At 69.5% G+C, this 24300-nt stretch carries 20 protein-coding genes; 6 read left to right on the top strand and 14 right to left on the bottom strand.

What is annotated here, in order from left to right; translation table 11 throughout:
- Positions 1–6: 6 nt before the first annotated feature.
- A complete protein-coding gene (locus tag HS104_17550; GenBank protein ID MBE7481770.1) occupies positions 7–1239 on the bottom strand; it encodes an acetyl-CoA C-acetyltransferase in 1233 nt (410 codons plus the stop codon).
- A gap of 99 nt (positions 1240–1338) precedes the next feature.
- Here HS104_17550 and HS104_17545 point away from each other — a divergent pair, with 99 nt between their 5' ends.
- Positions 1339–2031, top strand: a complete 693-nt coding sequence (locus tag HS104_17545) for an SGNH/GDSL hydrolase family protein (GenBank protein ID MBE7481769.1) — start codon at positions 1339–1341, stop codon at positions 2029–2031.
- Between the two features lie 4 nt (positions 2032–2035).
- Here the strand turns inward: HS104_17545 and HS104_17540 are convergent, their stop codons facing one another.
- Genes HS104_17540 through pgeF form a run of 3 tightly spaced genes read right to left on the bottom strand, consistent with a single transcriptional unit; the run spans position 2036 to position 5136 of the window.
- On the bottom strand, positions 2036–2515 hold the full coding sequence (locus HS104_17540; protein ID MBE7481768.1) for a GNAT family N-acetyltransferase: 480 nt from the start codon (positions 2513–2515) through the stop codon (positions 2036–2038).
- Entirely contained in the window at positions 2512–4299 is a 1788-nt protein-coding gene (locus HS104_17535) for a DUF4339 domain-containing protein (GenBank protein MBE7481767.1), read from the bottom strand. The genes HS104_17540 and HS104_17535 overlap by 4 nt, the downstream gene beginning before the upstream one ends.
- 54 nt (positions 4300–4353) lie before the next feature.
- Positions 4354–5136: a peptidoglycan editing factor PgeF gene (pgeF, locus tag HS104_17530; GenBank protein MBE7481766.1), complete on the bottom strand. Its 783-nt coding sequence runs from the start codon at positions 5134–5136 to the stop codon at positions 4354–4356.
- Positions 5137–5282: 146 nt separating this feature from the next.
- On the opposite strand from pgeF, the gene HS104_17525 reads away from it, so the two are divergent.
- The 4 genes from HS104_17525 to HS104_17510 all read left to right on the top strand — a co-directional run bounded on the left by HS104_17525 (position 5283) and on the right by HS104_17510 (position 11632).
- Positions 5283–6281, top strand: coding sequence for a serine/threonine protein kinase (locus tag HS104_17525; protein MBE7481765.1), 999 nt, complete (start codon positions 5283–5285; stop codon positions 6279–6281).
- A gap of 76 nt (positions 6282–6357) precedes the next feature.
- Complete coding sequence (locus tag HS104_17520) at positions 6358–8718, top strand: PBP1A family penicillin-binding protein (GenBank protein MBE7481764.1); 2361 nt, start codon at positions 6358–6360, stop codon at positions 8716–8718.
- 206 nt (positions 8719–8924) lie between these two features.
- A complete protein-coding gene (locus tag HS104_17515; GenBank protein ID MBE7481763.1) occupies positions 8925–10940 on the top strand; it encodes a S8/S53 family peptidase in 2016 nt (671 codons plus the stop codon).
- Positions 10937–11632: a hypothetical protein gene (locus HS104_17510; GenBank protein MBE7481762.1), complete on the top strand. Its 696-nt coding sequence runs from the start codon at positions 10937–10939 to the stop codon at positions 11630–11632. The genes HS104_17515 and HS104_17510 overlap by 4 nt, the downstream gene beginning before the upstream one ends.
- Before the next feature lie 28 nt (positions 11633–11660).
- Here the strand turns inward: HS104_17510 and HS104_17505 are convergent, their stop codons facing one another.
- From HS104_17505 to HS104_17495, 3 genes are all read right to left on the bottom strand, one after another.
- Entirely contained in the window at positions 11661–12005 is a 345-nt protein-coding gene (locus tag HS104_17505; GenBank protein ID MBE7481761.1) for a type II toxin-antitoxin system PemK/MazF family toxin, read from the bottom strand.
- A complete protein-coding gene (locus tag HS104_17500) occupies positions 11989–12225 on the bottom strand; it encodes a hypothetical protein (GenBank protein ID MBE7481760.1) in 237 nt (78 codons plus the stop codon). Before HS104_17500 ends, HS104_17505 begins: the two co-directional genes overlap by 17 nt.
- 253 nt (positions 12226–12478) lie before the next feature.
- On the bottom strand, positions 12479–15376 hold the full coding sequence (locus HS104_17495) for a hypothetical protein (GenBank protein MBE7481759.1): 2898 nt from the start codon (positions 15374–15376) through the stop codon (positions 12479–12481).
- Between the two features lie 79 nt (positions 15377–15455).
- Between HS104_17495 and HS104_17490 the strand changes: the two genes are divergently transcribed.
- Positions 15456–16565, top strand: a complete 1110-nt coding sequence (locus HS104_17490) for a hypothetical protein (protein MBE7481758.1) — start codon at positions 15456–15458, stop codon at positions 16563–16565.
- 12 nt (positions 16566–16577) lie between these two features.
- Here HS104_17490 and HS104_17485 read toward each other — a convergent pair whose 3' ends face one another.
- From HS104_17485 to HS104_17455, 7 genes are all read right to left on the bottom strand, one after another.
- Complete coding sequence (locus HS104_17485; GenBank protein MBE7481757.1) at positions 16578–16883, bottom strand: ferredoxin family protein; 306 nt, start codon at positions 16881–16883, stop codon at positions 16578–16580.
- A 124-nt stretch (positions 16884–17007) separates the two neighbouring features.
- Positions 17008–17616: a threonylcarbamoyl-AMP synthase gene (locus HS104_17480; GenBank protein MBE7481756.1), complete on the bottom strand. Its 609-nt coding sequence runs from the start codon at positions 17614–17616 to the stop codon at positions 17008–17010.
- A 51-nt stretch (positions 17617–17667) separates the two neighbouring features.
- Positions 17668–19722: a beta-galactosidase gene (locus HS104_17475; protein MBE7481755.1), complete on the bottom strand. Its 2055-nt coding sequence runs from the start codon at positions 19720–19722 to the stop codon at positions 17668–17670.
- Positions 19723–19752: 30 nt separating this feature from the next.
- Positions 19753–20967 carry a hypothetical protein gene (locus HS104_17470; protein MBE7481754.1) on the bottom strand — a complete coding sequence of 405 codons (1215 nt, stop codon included), beginning with the start codon at positions 20965–20967 and terminating at the stop codon, positions 19753–19755.
- A gap of 90 nt (positions 20968–21057) precedes the next feature.
- Entirely contained in the window at positions 21058–22122 is a 1065-nt protein-coding gene (locus tag HS104_17465; protein MBE7481753.1) for a hypothetical protein, read from the bottom strand.
- A gap of 52 nt (positions 22123–22174) precedes the next feature.
- Positions 22175–23995 (bottom strand): alkaline phosphatase D family protein, encoded by a 1821-nt coding sequence (locus tag HS104_17460; protein MBE7481752.1) that lies wholly within the window; start codon positions 23993–23995, stop codon positions 22175–22177.
- Between the two features lie 49 nt (positions 23996–24044).
- On the bottom strand, positions 24045–24251 hold the full coding sequence (locus HS104_17455; GenBank protein MBE7481751.1) for a hypothetical protein: 207 nt from the start codon (positions 24249–24251) through the stop codon (positions 24045–24047).
- Between the last annotated feature and the right edge of the window lie 49 nt (positions 24252–24300).

Here is a 24300-nt window from a genome sequence, read left to right as displayed (position 1 = left end):
GTCAGCTCACACTCGCTCGATCACCGTGGCGATGCCCATGCCGCCGCCGATGCAGAGCGTGATGAGCGCGGTGGCCTTGCCGGAGCGCTCGAGCTCGTCCACGGCCGTGCCGAGTAACGCGGCGCCCGTGGCACCCAGCGGGTGGCCGAGCGCGATGGCTCCTCCGTTCACGTTCACCCGCGCCGGGTCGATGTCCAGCCGGCGGATGGTGTTGAGCGGGACCACGGCGAACGCCTCGTTGATCTCCCAGAGATCGATGTCCTTCGCGTTCATCCCCGCCTTCTTCAGCGCGGCCTCCGAAGCCGGCGTCGGGGCCGTGAGCATGATCACCGGCTCCGCGCCGTAGGTCGCCGTGGCGCGGATCTTCGCTCGCGGCCTGAGCCCGCTCTTCTTCGCGTAGGCCTCGGAGGCGAGGAGGACCAGCGCCGCGCCGTCGACGATGCCGCTCGAGTTGCCCGCGTGGTGAACGTGCCGGATTTCTTTCACTTCCGGGTAGTGCTGGAGGGCCAGCTGATCGAGCGTCTCGCCGTTCGGGCCGAACGGGGCGGAGCCCATCATGGTGAACGAGGGCTCGAGGCCCGCCATGCTCTCGAGCGTGGCACCCGGCCGCGGGTGCTCGTCCTTCTCCAGCACGACCTTGCCGTCGTCGTCCACCACCGGGAACAGGCTCTTGGCGAAGCGGTTCTCCTGAACGGCGCGCGCTGCGTTTGCCTGGCTCGTCACCGCGAAGCGGTCCAGATCCTCGCGCGTCGTCCCGTCGATGGTCGCGATGAGATCGGCGCTGATGCCCTGGGGCACCTGGAACAGGCGCTTGCGCAGCTTGAGGTTCAGGCCGTCGATCATCGCCTCGTCCGAGCCCATCGGGACCCGCGACATGCTCTCGACACCGCCGCCGATCACCAAGTCCTGCTGGCCGCTCATCACGCCCATCGCGGCGAAGTTCACCGACTGAAGGCCCGAGCCACAGAAGCGGTTCAGCGTGACGCCGGTCACCGTCTCCGGCCAGTCTGCCGCCAGGATGGAGTTGCGCGCGATGCACGCGCCTTGCTCCTTGACCTGGGAGACGCAGCCGATGATCACGTCTTCGACGTCCTCGCGTCGGAGATCGACGCGCTTCGCCAGCTGGTTCAGCGTCTGGGCGACCAGCTCTTGCGGGTGGATCCCGGAGAGGGCGCCTTTTCCAGCTTTGCCGCGCCCGCGCGGCGTTCGGACTGCATCGATGATGTACGCGACGGCCATGGCTATGACTCCTCTGGGGGCGGCAGCCTAGCGCGCCCGACCGAGAAAAACCCGGGAAATTGGGCGGGTGTGTGCCGGAGCGCTACGCTGGTCAGTGTAGTGCGCGCTTTCTTCGCGGCCACCGTCGTCTTGGTCGTGCTGGTGCTCTCGGCACCGGGCCGGGCGGAAGAGCCCGCCGGCCGGCGCTACGTGGTCGCGGCCATCGGCGACTCCCTGACCGACACCCGGTCCGGCGGAGGGAAGTACATGAAGCTGCTCGGCGAGCGCTGCCCGGAGAGTCGCTTCGACGCCTACGGCGTGGGCGGACAGCGCACGGATCACATGCGCTGGCGCCTGACCGAGGACCTCTTCGGGCGGAGCACGCCCTGGAACAAGCGTCCGCGCTACACGCACGTCGTCATCCTGGGCGGCGTCAACGACCTCGCGGCGGCGACGCCTCGGGACGCGAGCATCGAGCGCATCAAGGGCAACCTGACGCAGATGTACCGCATGGCGCGCGCGCGGGGAGTGTCGGTGGTCGCGCTCACGCTGGCTCCCTGGGGTCGGCTCCGCGGGGTTCAGGACAGGAGGGTCGAGGCGACCGAGAAGCTGAACGGCTGGATCCTCGAGCAGGCCGTCGTCGACAACGTGGAGCACGCCGTGGACATCCACGGCCGGCTCAGCTGCGGAGACAGCCATCTCCTGTGTCCCAAGCACCGGCGCTTCCCGAACGACCACATCCACTGGGGTACCCAGGGACACGAAGTCGTCGCGGCCGCGCTCTTCAGTGAGGTCTTCTCCGACTGCCGCTGACGTCTCAGCCGCCCGCGACCTGGGTGAGCGCGTCGCCGGTCAGGCGGAACACCGTCCACTCGGCCATCGGGACGGCGCCGAGCGCTCGGTAGAAGTCGATCGCCGGTTGGTTCCAGTCCAGGACGGCCCACTCCAGCCGCGCGCAGCCCCGCTCGACGGCGATCCGAGCCACCCTGGACAGGAGCGCCTTGCCCACGCCGCACCCGCGTCGGCTCTCGGAGACGAAGAGATCCTCCAGGTAGAGCCCCGGGCGCCCTCGCCAGGTCGAGTAGCTCTGGAAGAACAGCGCGAAGCCGCAGGCGCTGCCGTCCAGCTCGGCGATCAGGCACTCGAAGGGCGGGACAGCGCTCGAGAGCTGCGCGCGCAGCGTCTCCGCCGTGGCCTCCACGGCCAGGGGCTCGCGCTCGTATTCGGCCAGCTCGCGAATGAAGCCGAGCACGAGGCTGGCGTCGGCCGGAAGTGCGGTGCGGATGCGGAGTGTCACTGAATGACTACGGTCTTGCTCACCGTCACGTGCTCGCCCGAGAAGGCCGGCACCTTGGCGCCGCGCAAGGCGCCCGCGATGCAGCCACCGGTCTTGGTGCCGGCGAAGGGAGGACCGCTGATGTTGGCGCTGGTGACGCGCCCGGACGGGGCGAAGGTGACCACGACCGTGGCGGTGCCCGACGGATCGCCCTCCTGGCGACACCCGGAGGCCGCGCCGGCGGCGGAGTTGAGGGCGGCGCGAGCTGCGTTCGCGTCGAAGGGCGGCGCCATCGCGACCTCGCCGCTGGTGCCGCCGGTGCCTGCTGCGGGTTTCTCTTCCTTGACGGGTGGTTTCTCTTCCTTGACGGGCGGCTTCTCTTCCTTGGCCACTGGCGTCTCTCTCGGCTCCACCTTCTCGACGGGCTTCTCTTCCTTCTTTACCGTCGCTGCGTCTTCGCTGGGACCGGAGTCGACGACGGCTGGCGAGACCGTGGGAACCGTCGTCGGTGTCGTGGGCTGGGGTGTGGGGTCGGTCCGAGTTTCCGCCGTCGGCCGCGGCGTGGGCTCAGTCGAGCCGGCGCCGTCCGGGCTGCGGAGGAAGAACCAGTACACGGCGACTGCACCCAAGAGCGCGAGGACGATCCACATCGCGGGCGAGCCGCTCTTCTCCTCCTCCGCGGTTGCGGCCTTGGCGCTCTTGTCCTGCCGGCCGCTCGGTGCAGGCGGCGGCCGCTTGGTCTTGCCAGTCTTGGACTCCGCCTTCTTCGTCTTCGCGCGCGGCCGATCGCTGCTGGCGGGTGCGTCGTCGTCCCGGCGTTTTCGCGAGGATTTTGGGTCAGACGAGGGCGGAGGCGGCTCGATGTTGGTGAGGTCGATGGTCGGCAGCTGAGCGGCGATCCCGCCGCCGCCGATGGCGAAGATGTCCTCGGACACCGACTCGTCCTTGCTGCCGACTTCTTCCTTCGGTGGCACCAGCGAGCCGGTCATGAGCGTGCGCAGATCGGGAGTTCCACTGGACGGTGCGACCTCTTCTCCCTCTGGCAGATCCGGGTCCTCCGTCGCCGGCGGCGGCTTCGGCGGCGCGCTACTGAGCCATGCCGGCTGCACCTTCGGCGGTGCGGTCGGGAGCTTCTTCTCGGGCTTCGGCGGCGGCTTCGACGGAGTCTCGCCTCCCTTGGGGCCGTCGAGCTTCGCGGGGGGCACGGCGAGCGGCAGCGTGGGAGTTCCCTCCACGGGTGGGGGCTCTTTGGTCGCGTCCGCCGGCTGCGGCTCGGGTTTGGCGGCGGGCTCCCCGAGCTCCGGGCGATCGCTCATCGTGCCGGCGCCGACGCTTCGGAACGGGCCGACCTCGTCGTCACCCAAGAGCTCCGCCTCCGAGCCGACCGCGACGCCCGTGCCCAAGAAGCCGCCCACCTCGTCTTCGGGAGCAAGCTCCGCGAGCGCCGGCACTTCGCCGAGCATCAGCCACTCGTCGAGGCTGGTGTTCCACACCAAGGTCTCGCGGTTGATCTCGCCGTTCTCGAGCGCCTTCTTGACCTGCCCGACCGTGAGCTCGCGGTCGTCGTCGTCGCCGAAGCTCACGACCCACAGTCCCCCGACGGCGGGCAGCGAGCCGGGTCCCGAGAGCGGGACGGTCGGTGTCATGTCGCCTGCGGGCTCGTGCTTGGTGCCGTCGACGGTGATGTCCGCCCGGCACTTCTTGCAGCGAATGGTCACGACGCGCCCGCGGACCTTGCGCTCGTACAGATCGTCCGGGAGCGTGAAGCGCGCGCCGCACTTGCCGCAGTTGACTTCGAAAGCCATGGAAGCCGAGCGTATACCCGCTGGCCGATAAGGAAAAAAGTCGGGGCTTACTGCTCAGCCGTGCAGCACCCGCGGGACGATGGCCGAGAGGTGCCTCCCGCTTCGCGCACCGTCGCGGCGGAACGAGAAAAACCGCTCCGGTTCGAGCACCGTGCAGCCGGCGACGTCGTCGATGGCCGCCGGCGCGAGCCCGCGCGCGATCAGCTTGGCTCGAACCAAGCGTCGCAGATCCACGTGAGGGCGCGCGCCCGGCCGGCGCTCGACGACCCCAGGGTCCGGGGAGCAGGCCAAGAGCTCCGACGCGACTTCCTCGGAGACCTCGAAGGACTCGAGGGAAATGTGAGGGCCGATCGCGGCCACCAAGTCGGTTGGGGTCTCGACCAGGGTGGACAGCCGTTCGATGGCGCTCTCCACGGCGCCAGCCACCACCCCCCGCCACCCGGCATGGACCGCGGCCACGGCGCCGCTCCGGCGATCACCGAGCAGGACCGGAACGCAGTCGGCGGAGCGTACCCCGCAGGCGACGGTCGGGTCCCTGGACACGAGGGCATCGCCCTCGGTGCGGATGACGTCGTCGCGGAGCGCGCTCCCGTCCACGCCGTGGGCCACCCGCCCATGCACCTGAGACAGGAAGAACAAGCGTGCGGGCTCGACCCCGAGCGCCCGCGCCGCTCGCGCCAGATTTTCGCGCACGTTCTCGGGGTCGTCACCGACGGTGTGCGAGAAGCTGAGCGACGCGTAGGGTCCCGTGGACACGCCGCCATTGCGCGTGAAGAACGCGTGGACGAACCCCGCGTCGCGGAGGAGCGGGCTCTCGAGGAATTCAGCGGAATTCATGCTTCATCGCGAAACGGCGGGGGAGGCCTCGTAGTGGGCAGCCAACTTTGGTAGAAGCGGCCGTGGTGCGTCCAGCGGATCCGTTCATCGGCCGGGAGATTCTCGGCGGCCAGTTCCGGATCCTGCAGAAGATCGGCACGGGCGGCATGGGGTCCGTCTACAAGGCCGAGCAGCCGGCGATGAACCGGATGGTGGCCATCAAGATCCTCCACCCGAAGCTCGCCAATCGCAAGGATCTGACCTCGCGCTTTCGACGCGAGGCGCGCGCCATGAGCCAGCTGACCCACCCGAACACGGTGAAGGTCTTCATGTACGGCGAGCTCGAGGAAGACGGCTCGCTCTACATCGTGATGGAGTTCCTCGAAGGGCGGAACCTGAACCAGACCGTGCGCAAGGAAGGCCCGATGGCCATCGAGCGTGCCATCCCGGTTCTGGTCCAGGTGTGCGGCGCGCTCCACGAGGCCCACGAGATGGGGATCGTTCACCGAGACCTCAAGCCGGAGAACATCTTCCTCTGCTCCCAGGGCGGGCTGAAGGACTACCCCAAGGTGCTCGACTTCGGCTTGGCGAAGGTGACGGAGCGCCAGATGCGACCCGGGTCCATCATCCTGACGCAGGAGGGCATGGTGTTCGGCACGCCGGAGTTCATGTCGCCCGAGCAAGCCCAGGGAAAGACCCTCGACGCGCGCAGCGACATCTACTCTCTCGCCTCCATCCTGTACGAAGTGCTGACCGGCAAGCTGCCGTTCAACGCGAAGACGCCGATGGAGTACATCCAGAAGCACGTGATGGAGCCACCCATCCCGCTGAACGAACGCGTCCCGGGCAAGACCTTCCCGCCCGGCCTGGGCGAGGTGATCGCGAAGGCGCTGGCCAAGAAGCCCGAAGACCGCTTCCAGACGGCGGCCGAGTTCGCCCACGCGCTGGCGGCGTTCGGCGAGCCGGGCTCGGAGCGTGCGCTCCCCCTGCCTTCCTCGCCGCAGGCGAGCCCCCCGGCTCCCCCGGTGGCCAATCCCAGCGCCAATACGCTGCGCGCGCCCACCCGCTCGGGGCCCGGGGCCGGCCTGCTGATCGGCGTGGCGGCGGCCTGCCTGGTCCTCGGCGTGGTGATCGCCGTCGTGGCCATGAAATTCCTCGTGAAATGAGCGACGGGAAGCCGGCGTGACCCGCAGGCGTTTTCTTGTCGGTACGGGCCGCGCCTTGGCATGAAGGACGGCGAGCATGCTCCGGCGCATCACGAAGTGGCTGAAGAGACTGGCGCTGGGCGCTCTGGTGCTCGCCCTCGCCGGCGCCCTCACGGTCTACACGGTGATCCGCTACCACGAGGCGGATCTGCCGAGCGTGGCCGAGCTGCGCTCGAGCTACGCTCCGCCGCAGGTCACGCGAGTGCTCGGGCGTGACGGCTCGACGCTGGCCAGCCTGTTCACCGAGCGCCGCACGGTCGTCGAGCTCGGCGAGGTCTCGGACGTCGCCAAGCTCGCGTTCCTGGCGGCGGAGGACGCGAGCTTCTACGAGCACAAGGGGCTCGACTACTTCGGCATGCTGCGCGCGCTGGCGGCGAACCTGCGCGCGGGTCGCACGGTCCAAGGTGGCAGCACGATCACCCAACAGGTGGTCAAGAACCTGCTGCTCGACCCCGAGCGCACCTACCGGCGGAAGATCCGCGAGACCATCCTGGCTCGGCGCCTCGAGCAGCAGCTGAGCAAGGACGACATCTTCTCGCTCTACCTGAACCACATCTACCTGGGGCACGGCCGCTACGGCATCGAAGAGGCGGCTCGCTTCTATTTCGGCAAGAAGGCCTCCGAGCTCACGCTGCCGGAGGCATCACTGCTCGCCGGCCTGGTCGCTTCGCCCGAGCGCTTCTCGCCGCGCAAGAACGCCACGGGGGCGACGGAGCGCCGCCGCTACGTGCTCTCGCAGATGCTGGCCAAGGGCTTCGTCACGCCGGAGCTCCACGCGGAGGCGCTCGCGGCGCCGGTCCGCCTGGCTCCCGCCTCCGAGGGGGAGTCCGAGCTGGCGCCGGAGATCGTGGCCCACGTCTCGAAGCTGCTCGAGAACTTGGCAGGCGAGCAGGCGAGGCGCGGCGGGTTCACCGTCACGACGACCATCGATCCCACGCTGCAAGCGGCGGCGCGTCAGGCCGTCCGCAAGAACCTGGGGCGCCATGCGGAGAGGCAGAAGCTCGAGCCGCCGCACACCGCGACCAAGCGGCGGCTGTTCGGCGCGCCCTTCGTGGGCACGCCGAAGCCCCACCACGCCTACGTCGGTCGGGTCCTCCGCGTCGACGACAAGGCGGGCACGATCGACGTCGAGCTCGGCAGCGTGGTCGGCCGGATCCAGCTCGCTCGAGAGGAGCGCTTCAATCCCAAGCACCTTCCCCCGAGCGAGTTCACGAAGGAGGGGGCGCTGCTCCGGGCGAGCGTTGCCGCGCTGCCGGAGGGCTCGGAGCCCGTGCCGGCGCGGCTGGAGCTGGGGCCTCAGGGAGCGCTCGTCGCCATCGACCCGCGCTCGCGCGAGGTGCTCGCCCTGATCGGCAGCCACGAGGCCGTCGCGGGAGGGCTCGACCGCGCGACCCGCGCGCGCCGCCAGCCGGGCTCGGCGTTCAAGCCCTTCGTGTACGGCTACGCGCTCCACTCCAAGCGCTTCACCGCCGCCAGCCTGCTCGAGCTCCCGGCGTCGAAGGACGGCAAGCTCGAAGCTCGCAGCGTCAGCGTGCGCGCGGCGCTGGCGCAGAGCGACAACGCCGCCGCCGAGCGCTTGCTCGCCGAGGTGGGTGCCGAGAACGTGGTGCAGTGGGCGCGCGCGGCGGGCATCGAGTCCCGGCTCGAGCCGACGCCGAGCCTCGCGCTCGGCGCCTACGAGATCACGCCGCTGGAGGCCGCCAACGCTTACGCGACCTTCGCGAGCGGAGGGACGTACGCGGCGCCGATCTTGGTGACCAAGATCGTCGGCCCCGACGGCAAGGAGCTGCCGCTGCCGGCCGCGCCCCCGTCACGCCGGGTCATGAACGAGGACGAGGCTTATCTCGTCACCAGCTTGCTCACCAGCGTGGTCAAGGAGGGCACGGCGAAGCGCGCGCTCTCGCTCAATCGCCCGCTGGCAGGCAAGACGGGCACCACCAACGAGGCGAAGGACGCCTGGTTCGTCGGCTACTCCACGGATCTGGTGTGCGCGACCTGGGTGGGCTTCGACGACGCGCTGCCCCTCGGCTGGGGCGAGTCGGGAGCAGTGACCGCGCTGCCGGCCTTCATCGAGCTGATGAAGGCGGCCCACGACAAGAAGCCGGCCACCGATTTCCCGCGCCCGGCGAGCGTGCTCGTGGTGCGCATCGATCCGGCGACCGGACTCCTCGCCCGAGCCGATCAGGCGGACGGCAAGGACGAGCTCTTCCTCGAAGGCACTGCGCCGACCGAGACCGCGGACGCGGGCGTGGACGCCGCTCCGAGCGATGACGCCGGCGTCGAGCTCGATCCCGAGGCCGTCCAGGCGGGCGCCGCGCCGAGCGAGCCTCCTGCCGAGGTCGAAGACGCTGGCGTGGCCGACGACTCCGGACCGAGCCCGGAGCTGCCGCCGTTCTGAGCCTGGGTCGCACAGCTTCTCGGATGCTCCCGTCCAGTGCAGCGCAACGGGTGCGCGCCACGATGCGCTCGAAGTGAGCTCTCGGGTTGACCACGTGCCAGGGCCGCGCGAAACTGACGTCCAAGGGTGGAGGACAAAATGCCGACGCAGAGCACGCAGCACGCAGCACGCAGCACGCAGCACGCAGTACGCTATTGTTGATTGCGTTGAGCGGGTCGGTCGCAGCGTGCGGGGAGGCGGGCGAGCTCGACCTGGGTCGCGTGCAGGACGGCGTCGTTGAAGCTTGTGCGGGGCCGCCGGTGCTGACGACGCGCCACACGTTCGAGAACATCAACCGGGCGGTCGTGATCCAGACGTGCAGCTCGTCGACTGGCGCTTCGCACTTCGCCGTGACCGACGAGGCAACGGGACTGCCGGCGGACTTCGCGGAGCTCGAACGACTCGACGCGCTGGCATTCCACAACGTCAACGCCAGCACTCGACCGGGGTTGCGCGCCGCGCTGGACGCCAGTCCCGCCGGCGAGGTCAACGTGCACATCTGGTTTCGACCGGACCTGCCCGACGAGACCCCGAAAGAGGAGGTCGTCGCAATGAGCGGTCACTCGCAAGAGCAGTCCAAGCGGGAAGCGAGAACCTTCGCGCAGGCGAAGCAAGCTCTGAAGCGCCTTTCCGGCATCCCGGGCCTGACGCTGCTCTCGAGCGCGGAGGGGTTCTCGGAGTTCGGTCCGCCCATCATCCTGGCCCGCGGCAACCGGAGCGCGCTGGAGCAGGCCGGCATGGCGGACGAGGTGTGGGAGATCGTCTCCGCCGAAGAGACCTGGGTGCCCGGCACCACCGACTACTTCTTCACCACGAACGATGTTTGGCTGGATTATGCCGGCCATGACGGAACGGGGCAGACCGTTGCGATCCTCGAGTTCGAGCGCCCGGAAAGCTCCCTGAACCTCCCGGGGTGGCCCTCTGGTTCCTGTGCGCCGTGGTCGGGTTTCGGCACCGCGCGCCTCTGTCACTGCTCCGCAGGGACCCGCGGAGGGCACCCTCGGATGGTCATGGGGGTCGTGCGCGCCTCGAGCGGCTCGCTCTGGTTCGAAGGCATGGCCGATGAGGCGACCACCATCGCTGCGAACACGGACGGGGGGTGCACGACGAACGGACCGGATGCGTTCTCGAGCGCGCTGAACTGGTCGACCTCCAATGGCGCGAGGGTGATCAACTGCAGCGATCAGATGGGACTCGACCCGCTCGTCGACTCCTTCCAGTCCTCGCGGGATCGCCTGTACGACTACAAGGCGTCGGTTTCGCCCTATCCGTTCATCGCCGTGATCGCCGGTAACGCCGGAACTGGCTCGAACGTGATGAGCCGCCCGCGCAACGGCGTCTCCGTGGGCTCGGGTCAGGAGAACTCAGGTACTGACCGCAACGGCGTCGTCATGGCGGCGCACTCGAGTAACCTGAACCCCAACGGGGGCTCCGGCTTCGAGGTGCCGCACCTCGTGGCCATTGGAGTGAACGTGGACACCGCCGGCAGAGATCTCAACACGACAGACACGGTCAACGGGACGAGCTTTGCCGCCCCGCAGGTGGCCGGAGTCGTCGCTGCTCTCCACGAGCGCAATCCAGCGCTGAAGTCCTGGCCGGAGGTCGTTATCCCGGGCCTGCTCGCGTCTGCCGACGAAGACGTGGACGGCACCCCGCTGAGCCTGCACGACGGCATCGACGACTCCGATGGGGCTGGCCTCCTGAACGCGGCGCTCGCGGCGGGCGTGCTCGGGGCCAGCTCGAAGCGCGACGGGAACAACCCCGCGTCGGTTCAGGGTCACGACTACGGCAGCATCTGGGAATCGACGACGCCGACGTACACGGCCTACTCCGAGAAGTGGAACGCCAGCGTGGCGCCCGGCAAGGTCCTGCGAGCAGCCGCGCTCTTTCAGTCTCGGCCGACTTGCCCTGCCAGCCCGGGGTGTTCCTCACCCGGCGGGTTCAACGGCTGCACTGCCTCTCAGGTCTGCTCGGCGAACCCGTTCGTCATCTTCTCGCTCATGGTCTACGACGGGACGACCCTGGTTGCGGCCTCGAACAGCACGAGCAACAACTACCAGTTCCTCCGCGTGACCAACGGCAGCGGCTCGACGAAGACCTACAACATCCGGCTAGTGCCCCTGAACTACGGCGGACTGCCGGGGACGACCTGGGGAGTGGCGTGGGCCGAGGCGGACGAATGAGCGCGCCGCGCGCCGGGCTCGCGTGCGCCGTGATTTTTGCCCTGCTGCACGCGTCCGCTTGCGGCGCGACGACGACCGATCGAACCGACTGGGACGACCTGTCGAGCTTCGAGGACAAATTCCCTCCGCCGTGCCCGGCCCTGACCGAGCTGGTCCGCTTCGTCTACGCGAACAAGGCCTGCACCGCGAGCTCGGACTGCGCGCGGGTGGATGGCTGCTGGGAGGTGAAGGAGCACTGCGGAGGGGCGCTCTACCTGAGCTCGAGCGCTCCTTCGGCCCAGCTCGAGGCGCTGAAGGCAGGGGCGAACGCCTGCACGCTGACCGCGCCGTGCTGCGGCGCGCTGCCGGTCGAACCGGCCTGCGTCCATGGCGCCTGCATGCCAAAGCCGGATGCTTGGGTCGAGACCTGCCTTCAGGAAATCGGAGAGACCTCGCCCTGCGCGCTGTGCCTGTGCGCGACCGACTCCGGTGATGCGGACTGCGCCAGGACTCCCGCGTGCGCTCCGATCTTCCAGTGCGCCACGCAGGCGGGTTGCTACGGCACGCTGCCTTGCGATCTCGCCTCCAAGACCTTTCCGTGCCGGAAGGAGGTGGACGCCGCCGGCGGGCCCAAGTCCGAGATCGCCACGATGTACCGGATGTCGAACGTGTGGGCCGTGCGGTCCGGCTGCGACGTCGCCTGCGGCAAGTAGCGAGGCGAGGCGCCGGAGCGCGGTCGCGCTACTCGAGGTCCATCGCCAGCCGAATGACGCGGCCCATCCGCGCGAGGGTTCCCGGCCGCAAGCGTCCGATCCTCTCGGGCGCAAACCGCTCGAGCGGCAGGCTCGTGAGATGGGGCACCACGGCCACCTTCGTCTTCCAATCCCCCGGCTCGGTCGGTGCGAGGGGAACGACCCCTGGAATGCCAGCGTACTCGGGAACGGATCGATCGAGCGGGACGACAATCACCGTCTCGAGCGAGTGCGAGAGCCGATCCGACTGCACCACGACGAAGGCTTCCAGACGCTCCCCGGGCAGAAACCCGATCCCGCGCCGAAGAGCCAGGACGTCACCGCGAGCCGCCACGAGCCTTCTCGACTGCGCGAGCGAGCGCGGCGAGCCGGCGCCGTGCGGCAGGCGTCATGTTCTGGTCCATGGCGCGGAAGAACTCGTCCCGCTCCGCCTGCTCGACCGCCTTCACGAGCAGCTCGCGCGCCAGTTCGGCCTCCTTCAGCTTCGCGTTCGCCGCGAGCTTCTTCAGCGCGGCGCGCGTCTCCGCCGGGACGTTCAGGTTCAGGCGCTCCATGACCTAGCTCAACACATTCTTGGGGACATCATCGAGGATGTCAACCGCATCCTGATGGACGAACGATTGATCGAAGTTCGGTCCAGAGAGGACGGGGGCGCGTGGACATCGTGCGAATATCGCGGTGACCAAGCGGCCAAGCTCGCAGCCATCGGCTGCGAGATCGACGTCGACGTCGTCTACGGAGAAGCTCAGAAGAATCTGCGCTCGGGCTCCTGACGGGCCGAGCACTGGTGCTACCGCCGCGCCGAGCTCACGGCCCGACGAGCTTGCACGTCAAGTCTTCGCTGTGCTCCGCGCCCAGAGCGAAGCCGCGGCGATCGGCCCGGGGCGTGGCGCCGAAGCGCGCGAGCACCATGGTCGCGATCTCCTGTCCGCCGAGCTCGACGGGTGCGGCTCCGACCGCGATTGCTTCGGCGCAGAGCCCGGCTTCGCTCCAGCGCACCACCGCCAGCGTGAAGGTCTCGCCGTCACCACCGAGGGCCGGGGCCTCCAGCGTCACCCAGCTCCGCGGCACGGCGATCAAGGCGCGCGCGCCGGTGCCGCCTGCGGGGCAGGCGCCGAGCGCGGCCCACGGGGCGAGGCTGACGGGCTTCTGCCCTGGTCGGAGCAGGAGCGCGGGGTCGTCCGGAGACGGGGGCTCGAGCGAAGGCAGGCGAATGACCGACAGGCTTCCGTCGTCCCCGAGCCCGAGCGCGTCGTCGTTCACCGGACAGGCGCGCCGCGACGGGCGCTGCGGGAGCTCGAGCAGGGTGCGGGCCCCGGCAGTCGTCACCGAAACGACGCGGGCCGCGCAGGCGTCGTCCTCCGACAGGACGACCAGCTCGTCCTTGCCGCGCACGAGGGCGCTCTTCGCGGAGAACGCCGCGTTCTCGCTGCCGAGCGACACGACCCGCGCGGCCTGCCCGGGGCGCGCCCAGAGGTAGACTCCGCTCGGATCCTGCACCAGCAGCCCGGAAGCGCCGTCGGTCTTCTCGGCCAGGACCGGGATGACGCTGCGGCGGTCCTCACCCAGCGCGCTGGGCGGCTCGCTGCTCGTCTGCGCTGCGCGCGTGAAGATCTCCTGCCAGCTGAAGCGCGTGTCCACGACCCTGGCTTCGCCCAGCGGGTCGACGAAGCGCAACACACGGGGCCGCCGGAGGGCCGCGGCGAACCCTGGCGCAGCCGTGTCTTCCGCCGCGCGCTCGAAGAGCGTCGCGCCCAAGAGAAGCTCGTCCGCCATGGCCTCGAAGCCCAGGCTGATGGTTCCGAGCGCGCCTTCTCGGGCCGCGAGCTTCCTGGCACCAAAGTCGAACTCTTCGCTCAGGACGCCGTCGGTGCTGCGGGCGCGGGTCACCCAGCGCGTGCGCGGCGGTGAGCTGCGCTCGCACGAGAGCCGCGGTCTCTTCCCGGGCGGCGCGAGCGCGGGGCGCGGCGCTTCGTTGACGAGGCTCGGCTTCGGCGGGCTCTTGCGATAGCCCAGTCGGTACCAGCCGCTGGCCTCGCAACCGACGCGCGAGCAGCGCTCGGGGTAGAGCGCTTGGCGGGCGTCGCTGCCCGGAGGACGCGCGACCTCCACCCAGTGCTGTCCGAAGTCGGCCGACTGCCAGAAGCGGTTCTCGCCGTCCACCGCCAGCGCCAGCGGGCCAGCGCTCTTGAGGGCGCGGAACGACTGCGGCGAAGGCTCGACGCGACCGTCGGCGTGGAGCGTCGACGAGCCGTTGCCGACGTAGCCGACGATGCGCCCGTCGTCGGTCTGGCCCACCTCGTCCGAGAGCAGGCCGCTCTGCGCGGAGAACAGGGCGTATTGGGTCTGGTGCTGATCGCTCTCGAAGCGAGTCAGCTTGCCGGTCGCGGGGTCGTAGAGGCCAGCGTTCTCACCGCTCACCAGCCCGATCGCGCCGCCGTCCCGCGTCGGCACCCAGCGCCCAATGTTGAGGGCGCGCGCTGGCGTTCCCGCGTCCGCAGCGGCGGCGGAAGCCGGAGACGTGAGCTCTCGCCAGGAGCCGTCACGTTGGCGGACGCACACCGCTGGCGCGGTCACGGCCCGCGCCTCGCAAGGCCCGGCGAACAGCAGCGTGCCGTTGCTCCCCGCGTAGAACGTGCCGGACCGGGCGAACTGGCGCTCGAGCCTGGGGCTCGGGCCGTTCACTCCGGACAGCACGACGTCCGTGCCTTGGCTGGTCCGACACAGCGCGAGCACGTCGGCTTCGACCGGCAACAGCTCACAATCCCGAGCGCTGGCCAGGAGCGCGGGAGACATCCCGAGGAGCGCTCCGCTCGCGAGATCGACCCTGGCGAGCGCACCGGCGACCTCGACGAGCGCGGTGTGCTCGTCCAGGGGGACGCCCCGGCGTACCGCGCGCGCGAGTGGCTCCTCGCCGACCGACGCAGGCCAGCGCGGATCGAGGAGCTTCTTCGGGCGAGTCAGCTCCTCTGGCAGCGTGCGGTGCGACGACAGCGAGCCATCCGCCTCCAATCGGAGCGCCGAGCCGTTCGCGCGTCGGAGCCACAGCTCGCCGTCACCCGCTACGAGGCCGGTCACCGGTCGCGCGGAGTCGCTCACGTCCCGCCAGGCCTTCTGACCGGCCCCCAAGCTCACGACCACGTCGGGCTCGACGAAGAGGACGCTGCGACCATCCGCGAGCGAAGCTGCGTCGATTAGCCCTGCCACAGGCAGAGCGATGCGCTTCCTCCCCGGCCACGACAGCGCCTGGCGCGCGCCGCTCGCCGAGTGCACGAGCACGTAGGAAGACGCGAAGCTCACTCGGTCCACGGCGGCGTCCAGCGCGACGACGGGCTCCAGATCGGCGAGGAACGTCCAGGCGAAGTACAGCGCGTTGGCGCTCCAGAACAGGAAGCCGCCGCCCATGTGTCGCGGCACGCGCGTGCCGCCGACCAAAGGCGGAGCTGCGCGTTGCGTCGCGGCGGCGCCGCCGAGCACGATGCGCTGGCCCGAGACCAGGGCTCCACCGTCGGGATTGGAGGGCGTGGGAGCCAGCGTATCCGCGGCGTTCCTGGACGCGGGCAGCCACTCCGGAAGCGGCGCACGCGCTCTGCCGGACGTGCCCGCGCTCGGGCTCGGCGGCGGCGCCGGCTTGGGGCTCATTCGGTACTGATGGCAGGAGACGACCAAGAGCACGGCGGCGAACGGCAGTCCCCAGGCGCGCATCGGCCCCATGATAGCTGCCCGTATGATCCGGTCTAGACAACCTCTTCGCATCGAGTAAACCGGGGCCAAAGCCATGACCATGAAGGGCGTTCTCCTCACGCTGTCCGCTACGGCACTCCTCTCCACGATGCTCGGCTGCGAGGACAAGCCGAAGGAAACCAAGGCGGCCGAAGCTGACGCGGGGCGCGCAACGACGACCGCCGTCGATCCGAAGCTGGCCGAGGCGGTCGCCGCAGCGGGCACCAAGGCGGGGAAGGGTGACGCGAGCGCCGCGGCAGAGGACGGGCCCCCGGAACGAGGAGTGTTCGAGGACGGCAAGGCCGACACGCAGCTGAAGCGCGGCGAACCGCCGAAGATCGTGCTGGGTGAGGCGGGTAGCGAACCGCGCGCGGTGCTGGCCGGCGACGTTCCAGCGGGCTGGAAGCAGAGCGGGAGCTTCGACGTCACGCTGCGCCTTGGCCGCGCGCAGCTGCCGGGCATGACCATCTCGGTGAACCTGGAAGCGCCCAAGCCCAAGGCGCCCGCGGCCGCCGCGCCGGGTGCGGCGCCCGCGCCGGTGGTGGCGCCCGCTGAGGACGGAGCGCCGCTCAGCGCCAAGGTCACGGAGGTGAAGCTCACCGCCGACACGGCCGGTCCGCAGGGCAAGGAGCTCGCGGCTCAGCTCGCCAAGATCAAGGGCAGCAGTATCCACTTCCGCGTGGTCAGCGGGGTCGGCACCGACTTCTCGCTCGAGCTGGCCAAGGGCGCCGCGCCGGATCTGGAGATGATCTTGCGGGCGGTCGCCGAGGCGCTGGAGTCCACGACCATCGGTTTTCCGAAGGAAGCGGTGGGCCCCGGCGGCTACTGGTTGGTGACAACCCGGGGCATGGTCAGTGGCGCCGAGGTCGTCTCATACCGTCTGGTGAAGCTCGAGAAGGCCGCGGGTGAAGAGCTCACCTTCAGCGTGAACACCAAGCGCTACTCGGTCTCGACCAAGCTGGAGTTCGCTGGCCTTCCGCCGGGCGCCGAGCTGGATCAGTTCCAGTCGACGACCGAAGCCAGGCTCACGCTGCACAAGGGCGAGCCGCTCGCGCGCACTGGGACGTCCAAGCAGACGTTCGCCGCCGCGCTCATTCCAGCGGGCGGCGGCGATCAGCGTCTGGGAATGCAGTCGGTCGCGGACGTCGCGATCACGCTGGGAAAGAAGTGAGGGCTTCGGGTCTCAGAACCCGAGCTCCTTCTTGCGGTCTTCGGCGCCGGGCAGCGCGCTGCCCTTCTCGTTGACGACGGGCAGGCCCTTGGCGCGGTCCGCGTTGACCTGCTGCCAGGCCTTCTGATCGTCCGGGAGCTGGGTCTCGTCGTAGATGGCCTCGACGGGGCACTCCGGCACGCAGGCGCCGCAGTCGATGCACTCATCCGGATCGATGTAGAGCATCTCGTCGTCGCCGTGGAAGCAGTCCACCGGGCAGACCGCAACGCAGTCCGTGAAACGACACCCCTTGCAGTTATCGGTGACGACGAACGTCATGAATCCTCGGCTCCTGTCTCTGGCGCGGGCGCGCGGCCCGCGACGAATTCGGGGGCGAATTTAATCCAAACCGGGGCGCACTGGGCCAGCTTTTGTTGTCTTGGCGCAGATTCAGCGCCCGAGATCAGTCTTGGAACGCCGACACGTCGCCGGCGCCCTCGCGAACCACGACCGGGGCCTGGCCGGTGAGGTCCACGACGCTGGTCGCTTCGATGCCGCCGGGACCGGCGTCCAGGACCAGCGCGAGCCCCGGAAACTCGACGTCGATCTCGTGGGGGTCGGGGTTGCCTTCGGCGCCGTGGCGCGCCGCAGTGGTCGAGATGATGGGCCGCCCGAGCTCGCGCACCAGCGCGAGCGGCACGGCGTGGTTCGGGATCCGGACGCCGATGGTCTTGCGCGGCATGTGCACGATCTTCGGGACTTCGCGCGTTGCCTCCAGGATGAACACGTACGGTCCGGGTAGATGGCGCTTCAGCGTGCGGAACACCTTGTCGTGCATGACGGCGTACTTCGCCGCGTCGCTGATGTCGGCACACACGAACGCCAGCTTCTGGTCGCGCTGCATGCCCTTGATTTGGTACAGGCGCTCGACCGCCTTCTTGTTGAACAGGTCGCAGCCCAGCCCGTAGACGGTGTCCGTCGGGTAGGCGATGACCTCTCCCGCCTCGAGCGCGTCGACGGCCCGTCGGATCTTCCGGGGCTCGGGGTGCTCGGGGTTGATCTCCAGAATCATGGCCGCGCGCGCTCTTACACGCGTTGCCCGGGAGAACCAAGCGGCGAACGTTCAGTCGTCGCGGACAAGCTCCAGCATGCGCGCGGTGCGACCGCTGATCGGCAGCTTCAGCCTGCCCGCGCTCGCCTCGAAGCGCGTGCCATCCAAGGCGTCGACGGCGAATTTTGCGCCCTCTGCGCCGACGCTCGCCTCGGCGGCCCACTCGCTCGGGTTGATCACGAAGAGTACCCGCGGCGTCCCCGCGCGATCGACGTGGACGGTCGCCTGTAGCTCGCTCGGAGCGACGTCGAGCGCCGGCAGCTCGAGCGCGGTCTTCATGCTCGCGACAAGTTCGTGGAGGCTCTCCGCTCCCAGGCCGACGCAGGGCGGAACGGGACGTGATCCCTTCGGGGGCTCGAGGGTCCCGTCCATCGGAAGAAAAGCGGCGTCGCGTTGCGGCAGGTAGGGGCCGATGCTGAGCGCTGCGCCTCGCTTCCAGGCGCGGCGCAGCTTGCGGCAGAGCTCTGGCTCGAGGCCGCCAGTGCACGCTACCACCACCCAGCGGGCCCGCCCGAGCGAGTGCTCGAGCAGATCTCCTCCCACGATCGCCCAGGGGATGCGAGCATCTTCCAACGCGTGCTCGAGCTGGCGAGTGAAGCGCTCCGTCTCGATCGCGACGGACGCGCCGAGGCCGAGATCGTCCTCGAAGCACGCCTCCTGCGCGCCGCCGCCCAGGATCTGGAACAACGCTGCGCTCAGCGGTCCGAAGGCGTGACACACCCGCGTGAGGCGGCGGAAGCTGCGCGGCACGACGATGTGCACGGCCGCGTCCCGGCGCAGCTCGGCGAAGCGCGTGCGCTCGAGGGCGGCGAGCAGCTTGCGCCAGGGCTCCGCAGCCGGCCGGATCTTCCCGGTCGGATCGATGGGCGCGCCGATCCAGCGATCGCGGTCGACCAGCATGTAGGCGTTGAAGCCGCGCAGCCCGTAGGCCAGCGCGGTCAGCACCGCGAAGGCGTTGTCGCGCTCGGTGAGCGGCGGGAAGAAGGGCGGGAAACCCGCGCCGAGCTCGCAGGCGAACGCAGAGTGGCCGCGCGCCGCCGAGCGCTCGGAGAGATCCGTGGTGCGCCGCGCGATCTCGGTGCGCTGCGGCGCGGAGGCGCCGTGGTAGTAGTCCAGCCCGACCAGGTCGACGACCTTGCCGATGCGCTCCGGATCGAGCGGCGTCGCGCCCTCGCTCACCGGCAGGTTGTGGGAGATCGGCACGCTGCCCAGGCCCACCTTCGTCAGGTGTTCGCGCATCAGGGCGAAAGACTCCGCGAGCATCTGTTCTTGCCACTCGGCCCAGTCGAGGTGCGGAGCGAGCTCGTCGGCGCTCTTGGCGTCGAAGCGCTTCGGCGGCTCGACTCGCGCGAAGGTCACGTGCTCGTCGCGGTGGGCGCGGCGCAGCGCCGCGACCTTCTCGTAGCGTGCCTGGAGGAACCGCCGGTACTTCCGCAGCGAGTCCGGGTGCCAGTCCTGGTCGTACACGCCGTCGCGAAAGTAGAGCGCGCCCTCGTTGTCGACCTGGCAGAGCACGATGGGACCGTTCGGGTAGACGTGCCCCGAGAGCTCGGCGCCGACCGCGGCGAACCAGCGCGCCACCTCGGAGTGGAAGGTCTCGCTGGCGTAGCTCGGAACCGGGAACGCCAGCGGCGGAACCGGCAGCACCACCGGGTTTCCGTGGGGGGAGCGCGCCTGACACTCCGCGTCCCAGATCACGCGCTCCGGCAGCCCGAAACCGGTGAGCTCGGCGTTGATGTGCGGTCCGGGGCGGACGATGCAGTAGAGCTCGAGCTCGGCGATCAGGTCGACGAAGGCCGCGACGTCCCGCTCGTCGGCGAGCTTGCCGAAGTCGAAGGTGCCGGGTCCTACTTCGTGGACGCTCCAGGGCACGTAGACGTCGATGAAGCGGAAGCCCAGGCTCTTCGTGGCGTCGAGCGTCGCGCGCCAGTGGCGCGGGTCGAGGCGCCAGTAGTGCACGGCCGCGGCGTGGAGCGGCAGTGTCTTGCCCCCGATGCTGAGCCCCTCCGGGACGAGAGCGACCCGACCTTCTGCGCGGGGGCGCGAGCGACGACGGGCGGCGTGCATCTTCGAGGCGGGAACGCTATCCCGACCCCATTAGTTGATCCAGAACAAGTAGCGGAGCTTCCGCTCCAGGGACTCTTCGCCGCGATCCACTTCGCCCTTCATGCGCGACAGCCGACTGGGCAGGGGCGACGGCTTCATCTGCCGACGGTAGTTGGCGCCGAGCAGGCTCCCGAGCGCCGCCTCGACGTCCTGCTTTCGTTCGGCACGCTCGAGCAGGTCGAGGTCGATGACGATGTCCCGCGGCGCGCTGAACGAGCCGCCCACGTCGATGAAGCCGCCGGGCGGGTTCTCCCAGCGGTGGTCGCCGAGCTGGGCCAGCTCGCGGACGCTGAGGCCCTCCTGTCCCCGAACCAAACGCTCGAGGTCGCCGACCACGCCTTCCCAGGTCGCGTACAGGGCGCCGTCCACCGGCAGCGGCAGCGGGTGGCTCTTCTGCCTCGGACTCGGCACCCACTCGCGGTCGTCGTCGCGCTCGCGCAGGTACGCTCTGCGGCTCTGCTCCGAGTGGGCGAGCCCACGAAGGACGTGCTCGCGCGCGCTCCGCATCCGCTCCGGGTGAACCAGGCGCAGGCGCAGCCGCTGCGGGCGCGTGCCCCGCTCGTCGAGCAGTCGATCCAGCTCGCTGAAGTCGTAGGCGGAGAGCACGTCGATCGCCGCGCGCTGGAAGGCGACGAACGCCCGCGCCCAGTACACGTCGCCCAGGTCGAAGCGGAAGGTCGGCTTGCGCCGCGGGTCGCCGTCGGGGATGGGCCGTCCCGAGGCGTCCTGCTCGATCTGGAAGAGCAGACGGTCACGCGAGTCCACGCGTCCGTTGCCGTTCCAGTCCTTCTCCCAGCAGGCCAGGCAGAGCTCCAGGGAGATCTCGGGATCCTGGCTCGCGAGCGCCAGGTCGCCCTCGACAGTGCGGAGCGCTGCGTCCAGCTCCGCGAGCGCGCTGGTGAGGTAGCGCTGATTCAGGCCGCCTGCCATCGCCCCGCCGATCACCACGGTGCGCAGATCCTTGGACGCCTGCTTCATCGCCCGTTCGTAGCGCGTGATGGCGCGCACGAGCGCGGCCTGCGAGTTCTTTCGGTCGCGGGACAGCGCTGCCTCTGCGTGGCGCCCGGCCGCGCCGAGGTCGCCCTTTCCCAGAGCACCCGTGGCAGGGGCGGCGGCCGCGCGTTGCTCGCCGGCTCGCGGCCCCGCACACCCGGAGAGACACGAGAGCACGGCAGCGGCGATCACCAGGCGTCGGAGCTCGAGCATGCCCCGGGGGCCAAGCAAGCCCGGGACCAGGCGGATTCCCCGGGTTTGTGAGCCGTGCTGCGCGATCGGTTACGCGCACCGGCGCGTAGCTCACCCACCCGAAGCAGCTCGGGCGTGTGAGTGTCTTGCCAGGCCGACGCGCTCGCTCGACCGAGGCTCCGCGGCGATCAGCCGCTGGAGCTCCCGCTCGATGGCCGTTCGGAGCTCCTCGCCGCAGAGGCGCACCAGTCGATCGAAGGTCATCTGCTTGGAGAGTGAGCGGGCGAGCCTATACCCGATGTAGTAGCCGGCGCGCTTGGGCACGTCTTCGCGCTGCCCAGCGCCCAGAAAGTAGTCGCGGTAGTCCTCTTCGCGCGCGTCGTCGAGCAAGCGCAGGAGCTCGCCGGCGAGCGGAGCCATCCTGGCATCGGCGGCCGACACCATCTCCGAGCTCAAGGTGAGCTCGCGCAGCGTCGCCTTGGGGTTCAGGTGGTGCGACACGTAGACCGCGAGCCCCTCCGTCCAGAGCGGAGGCCAGAGCCCGTTCGGACCTTCGGGCTTCGGCTCTGGCATCGAGCAGAGCTTCTGGTGATGGAGGTGGAACAGCTCGTGGTGGAAGAGCGGGCCGACGCTCGCGTCCGGTCCGTACAGGAGCGCGATCTTGTCGAGCCCGAACAGGAGCGCGAGCCGGCCGTCCACGCGCCGCACGGCGCCGTCGAAGGCATCCACCGAGACGGTGAAGTACACGGTGCCGTCCCAGCTCATGTCGGGGAAGACCTGGCGGAAGCTCGCATCGAAGCGACCCAGGTCCTGCTCCACGCTCCGGCCCAGGGCGCGCATGGCGTCGATGCGCGCGTCCAGGCTGGCGAGCCAGGGCGGAAGGCGCGCGCCCAGCTCGTCGGGGTTCAGCGGATCGCGGCCGATCACGCCGTCGCCGAAGAGCGCGGGGTTCTTGGCGATCACCAGCTCGCGAAAGCCGGCGAGGCGCGCCTCCGGCGTGGAGCGGGCGTGGGATTGCCAGAACGCCCAGAAAGGCGCCGTCGCGTCCACGACCCGGTAGCTCGGTGCGCGCGTGTCGGCGGACGCGGCGGGCGGGGCGGGAGCGCGTGCTGGCTCCGCCGGCCCGCACGACGCGAGCAGGGCTGCGGCCGCGGCGAGCTTGGCGAGGGCCCTCATCGATCGGCTCTGAAGCTCGCGCGGCGTGGAGCTCTCTCCGGCTCGAAGCGCGTCAGACCTTCTCGACCTTGTTGGTCCCGGACGCCGTCTTGTACTTCGAGATCTTCACGTTGCCGTCGAAGTCCTTCGACTTCACGTCGGCCACGCCGAAGAACGTCACCTGGACGTCCGTGCCGGCGTTGACATCCATGATGGCGATGCCGTGCGCGAAGCCCTCGACGTGCTTGTAGTGCGGGCTGGACTTCTGCACCACCTCGTCGAACTTCGCCTTGTCCGTCGCCAGGGGCTTGAGCCCGTAGTTGCCGTCGGGATCCAGGCCCAAGACCTGGGTGGCGACGATCTCCTGGAAGGGCGAGGAGCTGATGCCGGCGCACACGTACTCGACGCCGACCGGCTTGGCTCCGGGTGCGTCGAAGTCGGGGTGCAGCTCCCCGGCGTAGAAGGCGTGGATGTCGCCGGTGATGACCACCAGGTTCTCCACGCCGGAGAGCGCCTCGAGGATCTCCTTGCGCTCGCTGCGGAAGCCATCCCACTGATCGACGGTCAGGTACCACACGCCCTGGAACAGGATCGGGACGCCGGGTAGCGTCAGATCAGCGCACATTTGCAGGAGCTGCGTCTCGTTGCCCCAGATCTTCCAGCTGGCGTCCGAGGCCTTCATGCCGTCGATCAGCCACTGCTTCTGCTTCTGGCCGAGCATGGTCGGCTTCACGAACGCCTCGATCTTGTCGAACGCTTCTTTCTTGCAGAAGTTGCGGGAACCGAGGGCCTGGTTGGCCGAGAGCTTGCCGGCTTCGGCGTAGGTCGGCACGTCTGCCGGGGCGCCCGCCGGCTTGTCGGTGGTCTGCGCGCCCTCCGGGATGACGTGGTCGTCGCGGTAGCTGCGCTGGTCCGTCAAGAACAACTCGACGTGTTTGCCGTAGCGGAGCGTGCGGTAGATGACCAGGTCGTCGGGGAAGCTCTTGTTCGCGTCGAAGGTCACGTCCGCCGGTTGGTACTCGAACCAGGCCTGGTTGGCGTTCTCGCGGCGCTCGGTGCTCTTCTCGGCGCCCTTCTTCTCGTTGAAGTCGGTGGCGTGGTCCTGCCACGAGTCGTTGGCGAACTCGTGGTCGTCCCAGATGCTGATGAACGGGAAGGAGGCGTGGGCCTTCTGTAGGTGCTCGTCGCTGCGGTATTGCCGGTACAGGCCGCGGTAGTCCTCGAGGGACTTGGCGGCCTTCACCCCGGGCACGATCTCGATGCCGTCGGGGATGTCGATCTGGCGGTTCGGATCCGGAGTCTGGAAGTCCGGGTCGCCGTCCGTCTCGTAGATGTAGTCGCCGAGCCAGACGATGAAGTCCACCGGGGCCTCCTGCTCCAGGAAGGCCTTCCACACGTGGTAGTAGCGTCCGATGAAGTCCTGGCAGGAGGCGAACGCGAAGCGCACCGGCACGTCCTGGTCGGCGGCCGGCGCGGTCTTGGTCCGGCCGACGATGGACTGCGTCTTCTCCGCCTTGAACCGGTAGTAGTAGCTGGTGAAGGCCGAGAGCCCGGTGGGCTTGATGCGCACGGTCCAGTCGGTGGACTCGTCCACGCTCACGGTCTCCTTGCCTATGATCTTCGAGAAGGCCTCGTCGCTGGCGATCTCGCAGATGACCTGGACCGGGCCCGAGCCGGACTTCGGCACCGCGCGCGTCCACAGGACCACGCTGTCGGGCTTGGGATCGCCGGAGGCGACACCCTGCGGGTAGACCGCGGCCTGATCCGCGGGGTCGGTGCTGTACTTGGTGGGCTCTTCGCCGCCCCCGTCGTCGGAGCCGCAGCCGAGCGGCGTGACGGCGACCGTGATGACCAGCCCTGCGAGGAAATCGCGACGCGCAATTCGTGAAGCCATGGCGCGGCAGCCTAGCCGCCGAGGGGCCGGCTCGCAACGCACCCGGGCGTCAGTTCCGGGCGCGCTCGAAGCTGCCGCGGATCTCGGTGTGGCGCGACAGGAAGAGCGTCCACGCGAGGGCGCTCTCGGCGCTCCGCCCGAAGCGGATGGCGCCGAGGTCCCGGGCTTCGAAGACCATCACGCTCGCGCCGTCCAGGTGAGGGAAGTAGGCGTTGCGGTCGTTCCAGATGCCGACGAAGAGCTTGGGGCGTTTCACGTCGATTTGGCAGATCGACGGACGGCAGCGCCGAAGGATTCAGCCGACC

It is taken from the genome of Polyangiaceae bacterium, assembly GCA_015075635.1.
Lineage (GTDB): Bacteria > Myxococcota_A > Polyangia > Polyangiales > Polyangiaceae > JADJKB01.
This window is presented reverse-complemented; position numbering and strand designations above follow the sequence as displayed.

Coding starts and splice junctions, on each gene's coding strand:
- HS104_17550 (MBE7481770.1), bottom strand. CDS start 1,239: ATGGCCGTCGCGTACATCATCGATGCAGTCCGAACGCCGCGCGGGCGC.
- HS104_17535 (MBE7481767.1), bottom strand. CDS start 4,299: ATGGCTTTCGAAGTCAACTGCGGCAAGTGCGGCGCGCGCTTCACGCTC.
- pgeF (MBE7481766.1), bottom strand. CDS start 5,136: ATGAATTCCGCTGAATTCCTCGAGAGCCCGCTCCTCCGCGACGCGGGG.
- HS104_17525 (MBE7481765.1), top strand. CDS start 5,283: ATGGGGTCCGTCTACAAGGCCGAGCAGCCGGCGATGAACCGGATGGTG.
- HS104_17520 (MBE7481764.1), top strand. CDS start 6,358: ATGCTCCGGCGCATCACGAAGTGGCTGAAGAGACTGGCGCTGGGCGCT.
- HS104_17510 (MBE7481762.1), top strand. CDS start 10,937: ATGAGCGCGCCGCGCGCCGGGCTCGCGTGCGCCGTGATTTTTGCCCTG.
- HS104_17500 (MBE7481760.1), bottom strand. CDS start 12,225: ATGGAGCGCCTGAACCTGAACGTCCCGGCGGAGACGCGCGCCGCGCTG.
- HS104_17495 (MBE7481759.1), bottom strand. CDS start 15,376: ATGCGCGCCTGGGGACTGCCGTTCGCCGCCGTGCTCTTGGTCGTCTCC.
- HS104_17490 (MBE7481758.1), top strand. CDS start 15,456: ATGAAGGGCGTTCTCCTCACGCTGTCCGCTACGGCACTCCTCTCCACG.
- HS104_17485 (MBE7481757.1), bottom strand. CDS start 16,883: ATGACGTTCGTCGTCACCGATAACTGCAAGGGGTGTCGTTTCACGGAC.
- HS104_17480 (MBE7481756.1), bottom strand. CDS start 17,616: ATGATTCTGGAGATCAACCCCGAGCACCCCGAGCCCCGGAAGATCCGA.
- HS104_17475 (MBE7481755.1), bottom strand. CDS start 19,722: ATGCACGCCGCCCGTCGTCGCTCGCGCCCCCGCGCAGAAGGTCGGGTC.
- HS104_17470 (MBE7481754.1), bottom strand. CDS start 20,967: ATGCTCGAGCTCCGACGCCTGGTGATCGCCGCTGCCGTGCTCTCGTGT.
- HS104_17465 (MBE7481753.1), bottom strand. CDS start 22,122: ATGAGGGCCCTCGCCAAGCTCGCCGCGGCCGCAGCCCTGCTCGCGTCG.
- HS104_17460 (MBE7481752.1), bottom strand. CDS start 23,995: ATGGCTTCACGAATTGCGCGTCGCGATTTCCTCGCAGGGCTGGTCATC.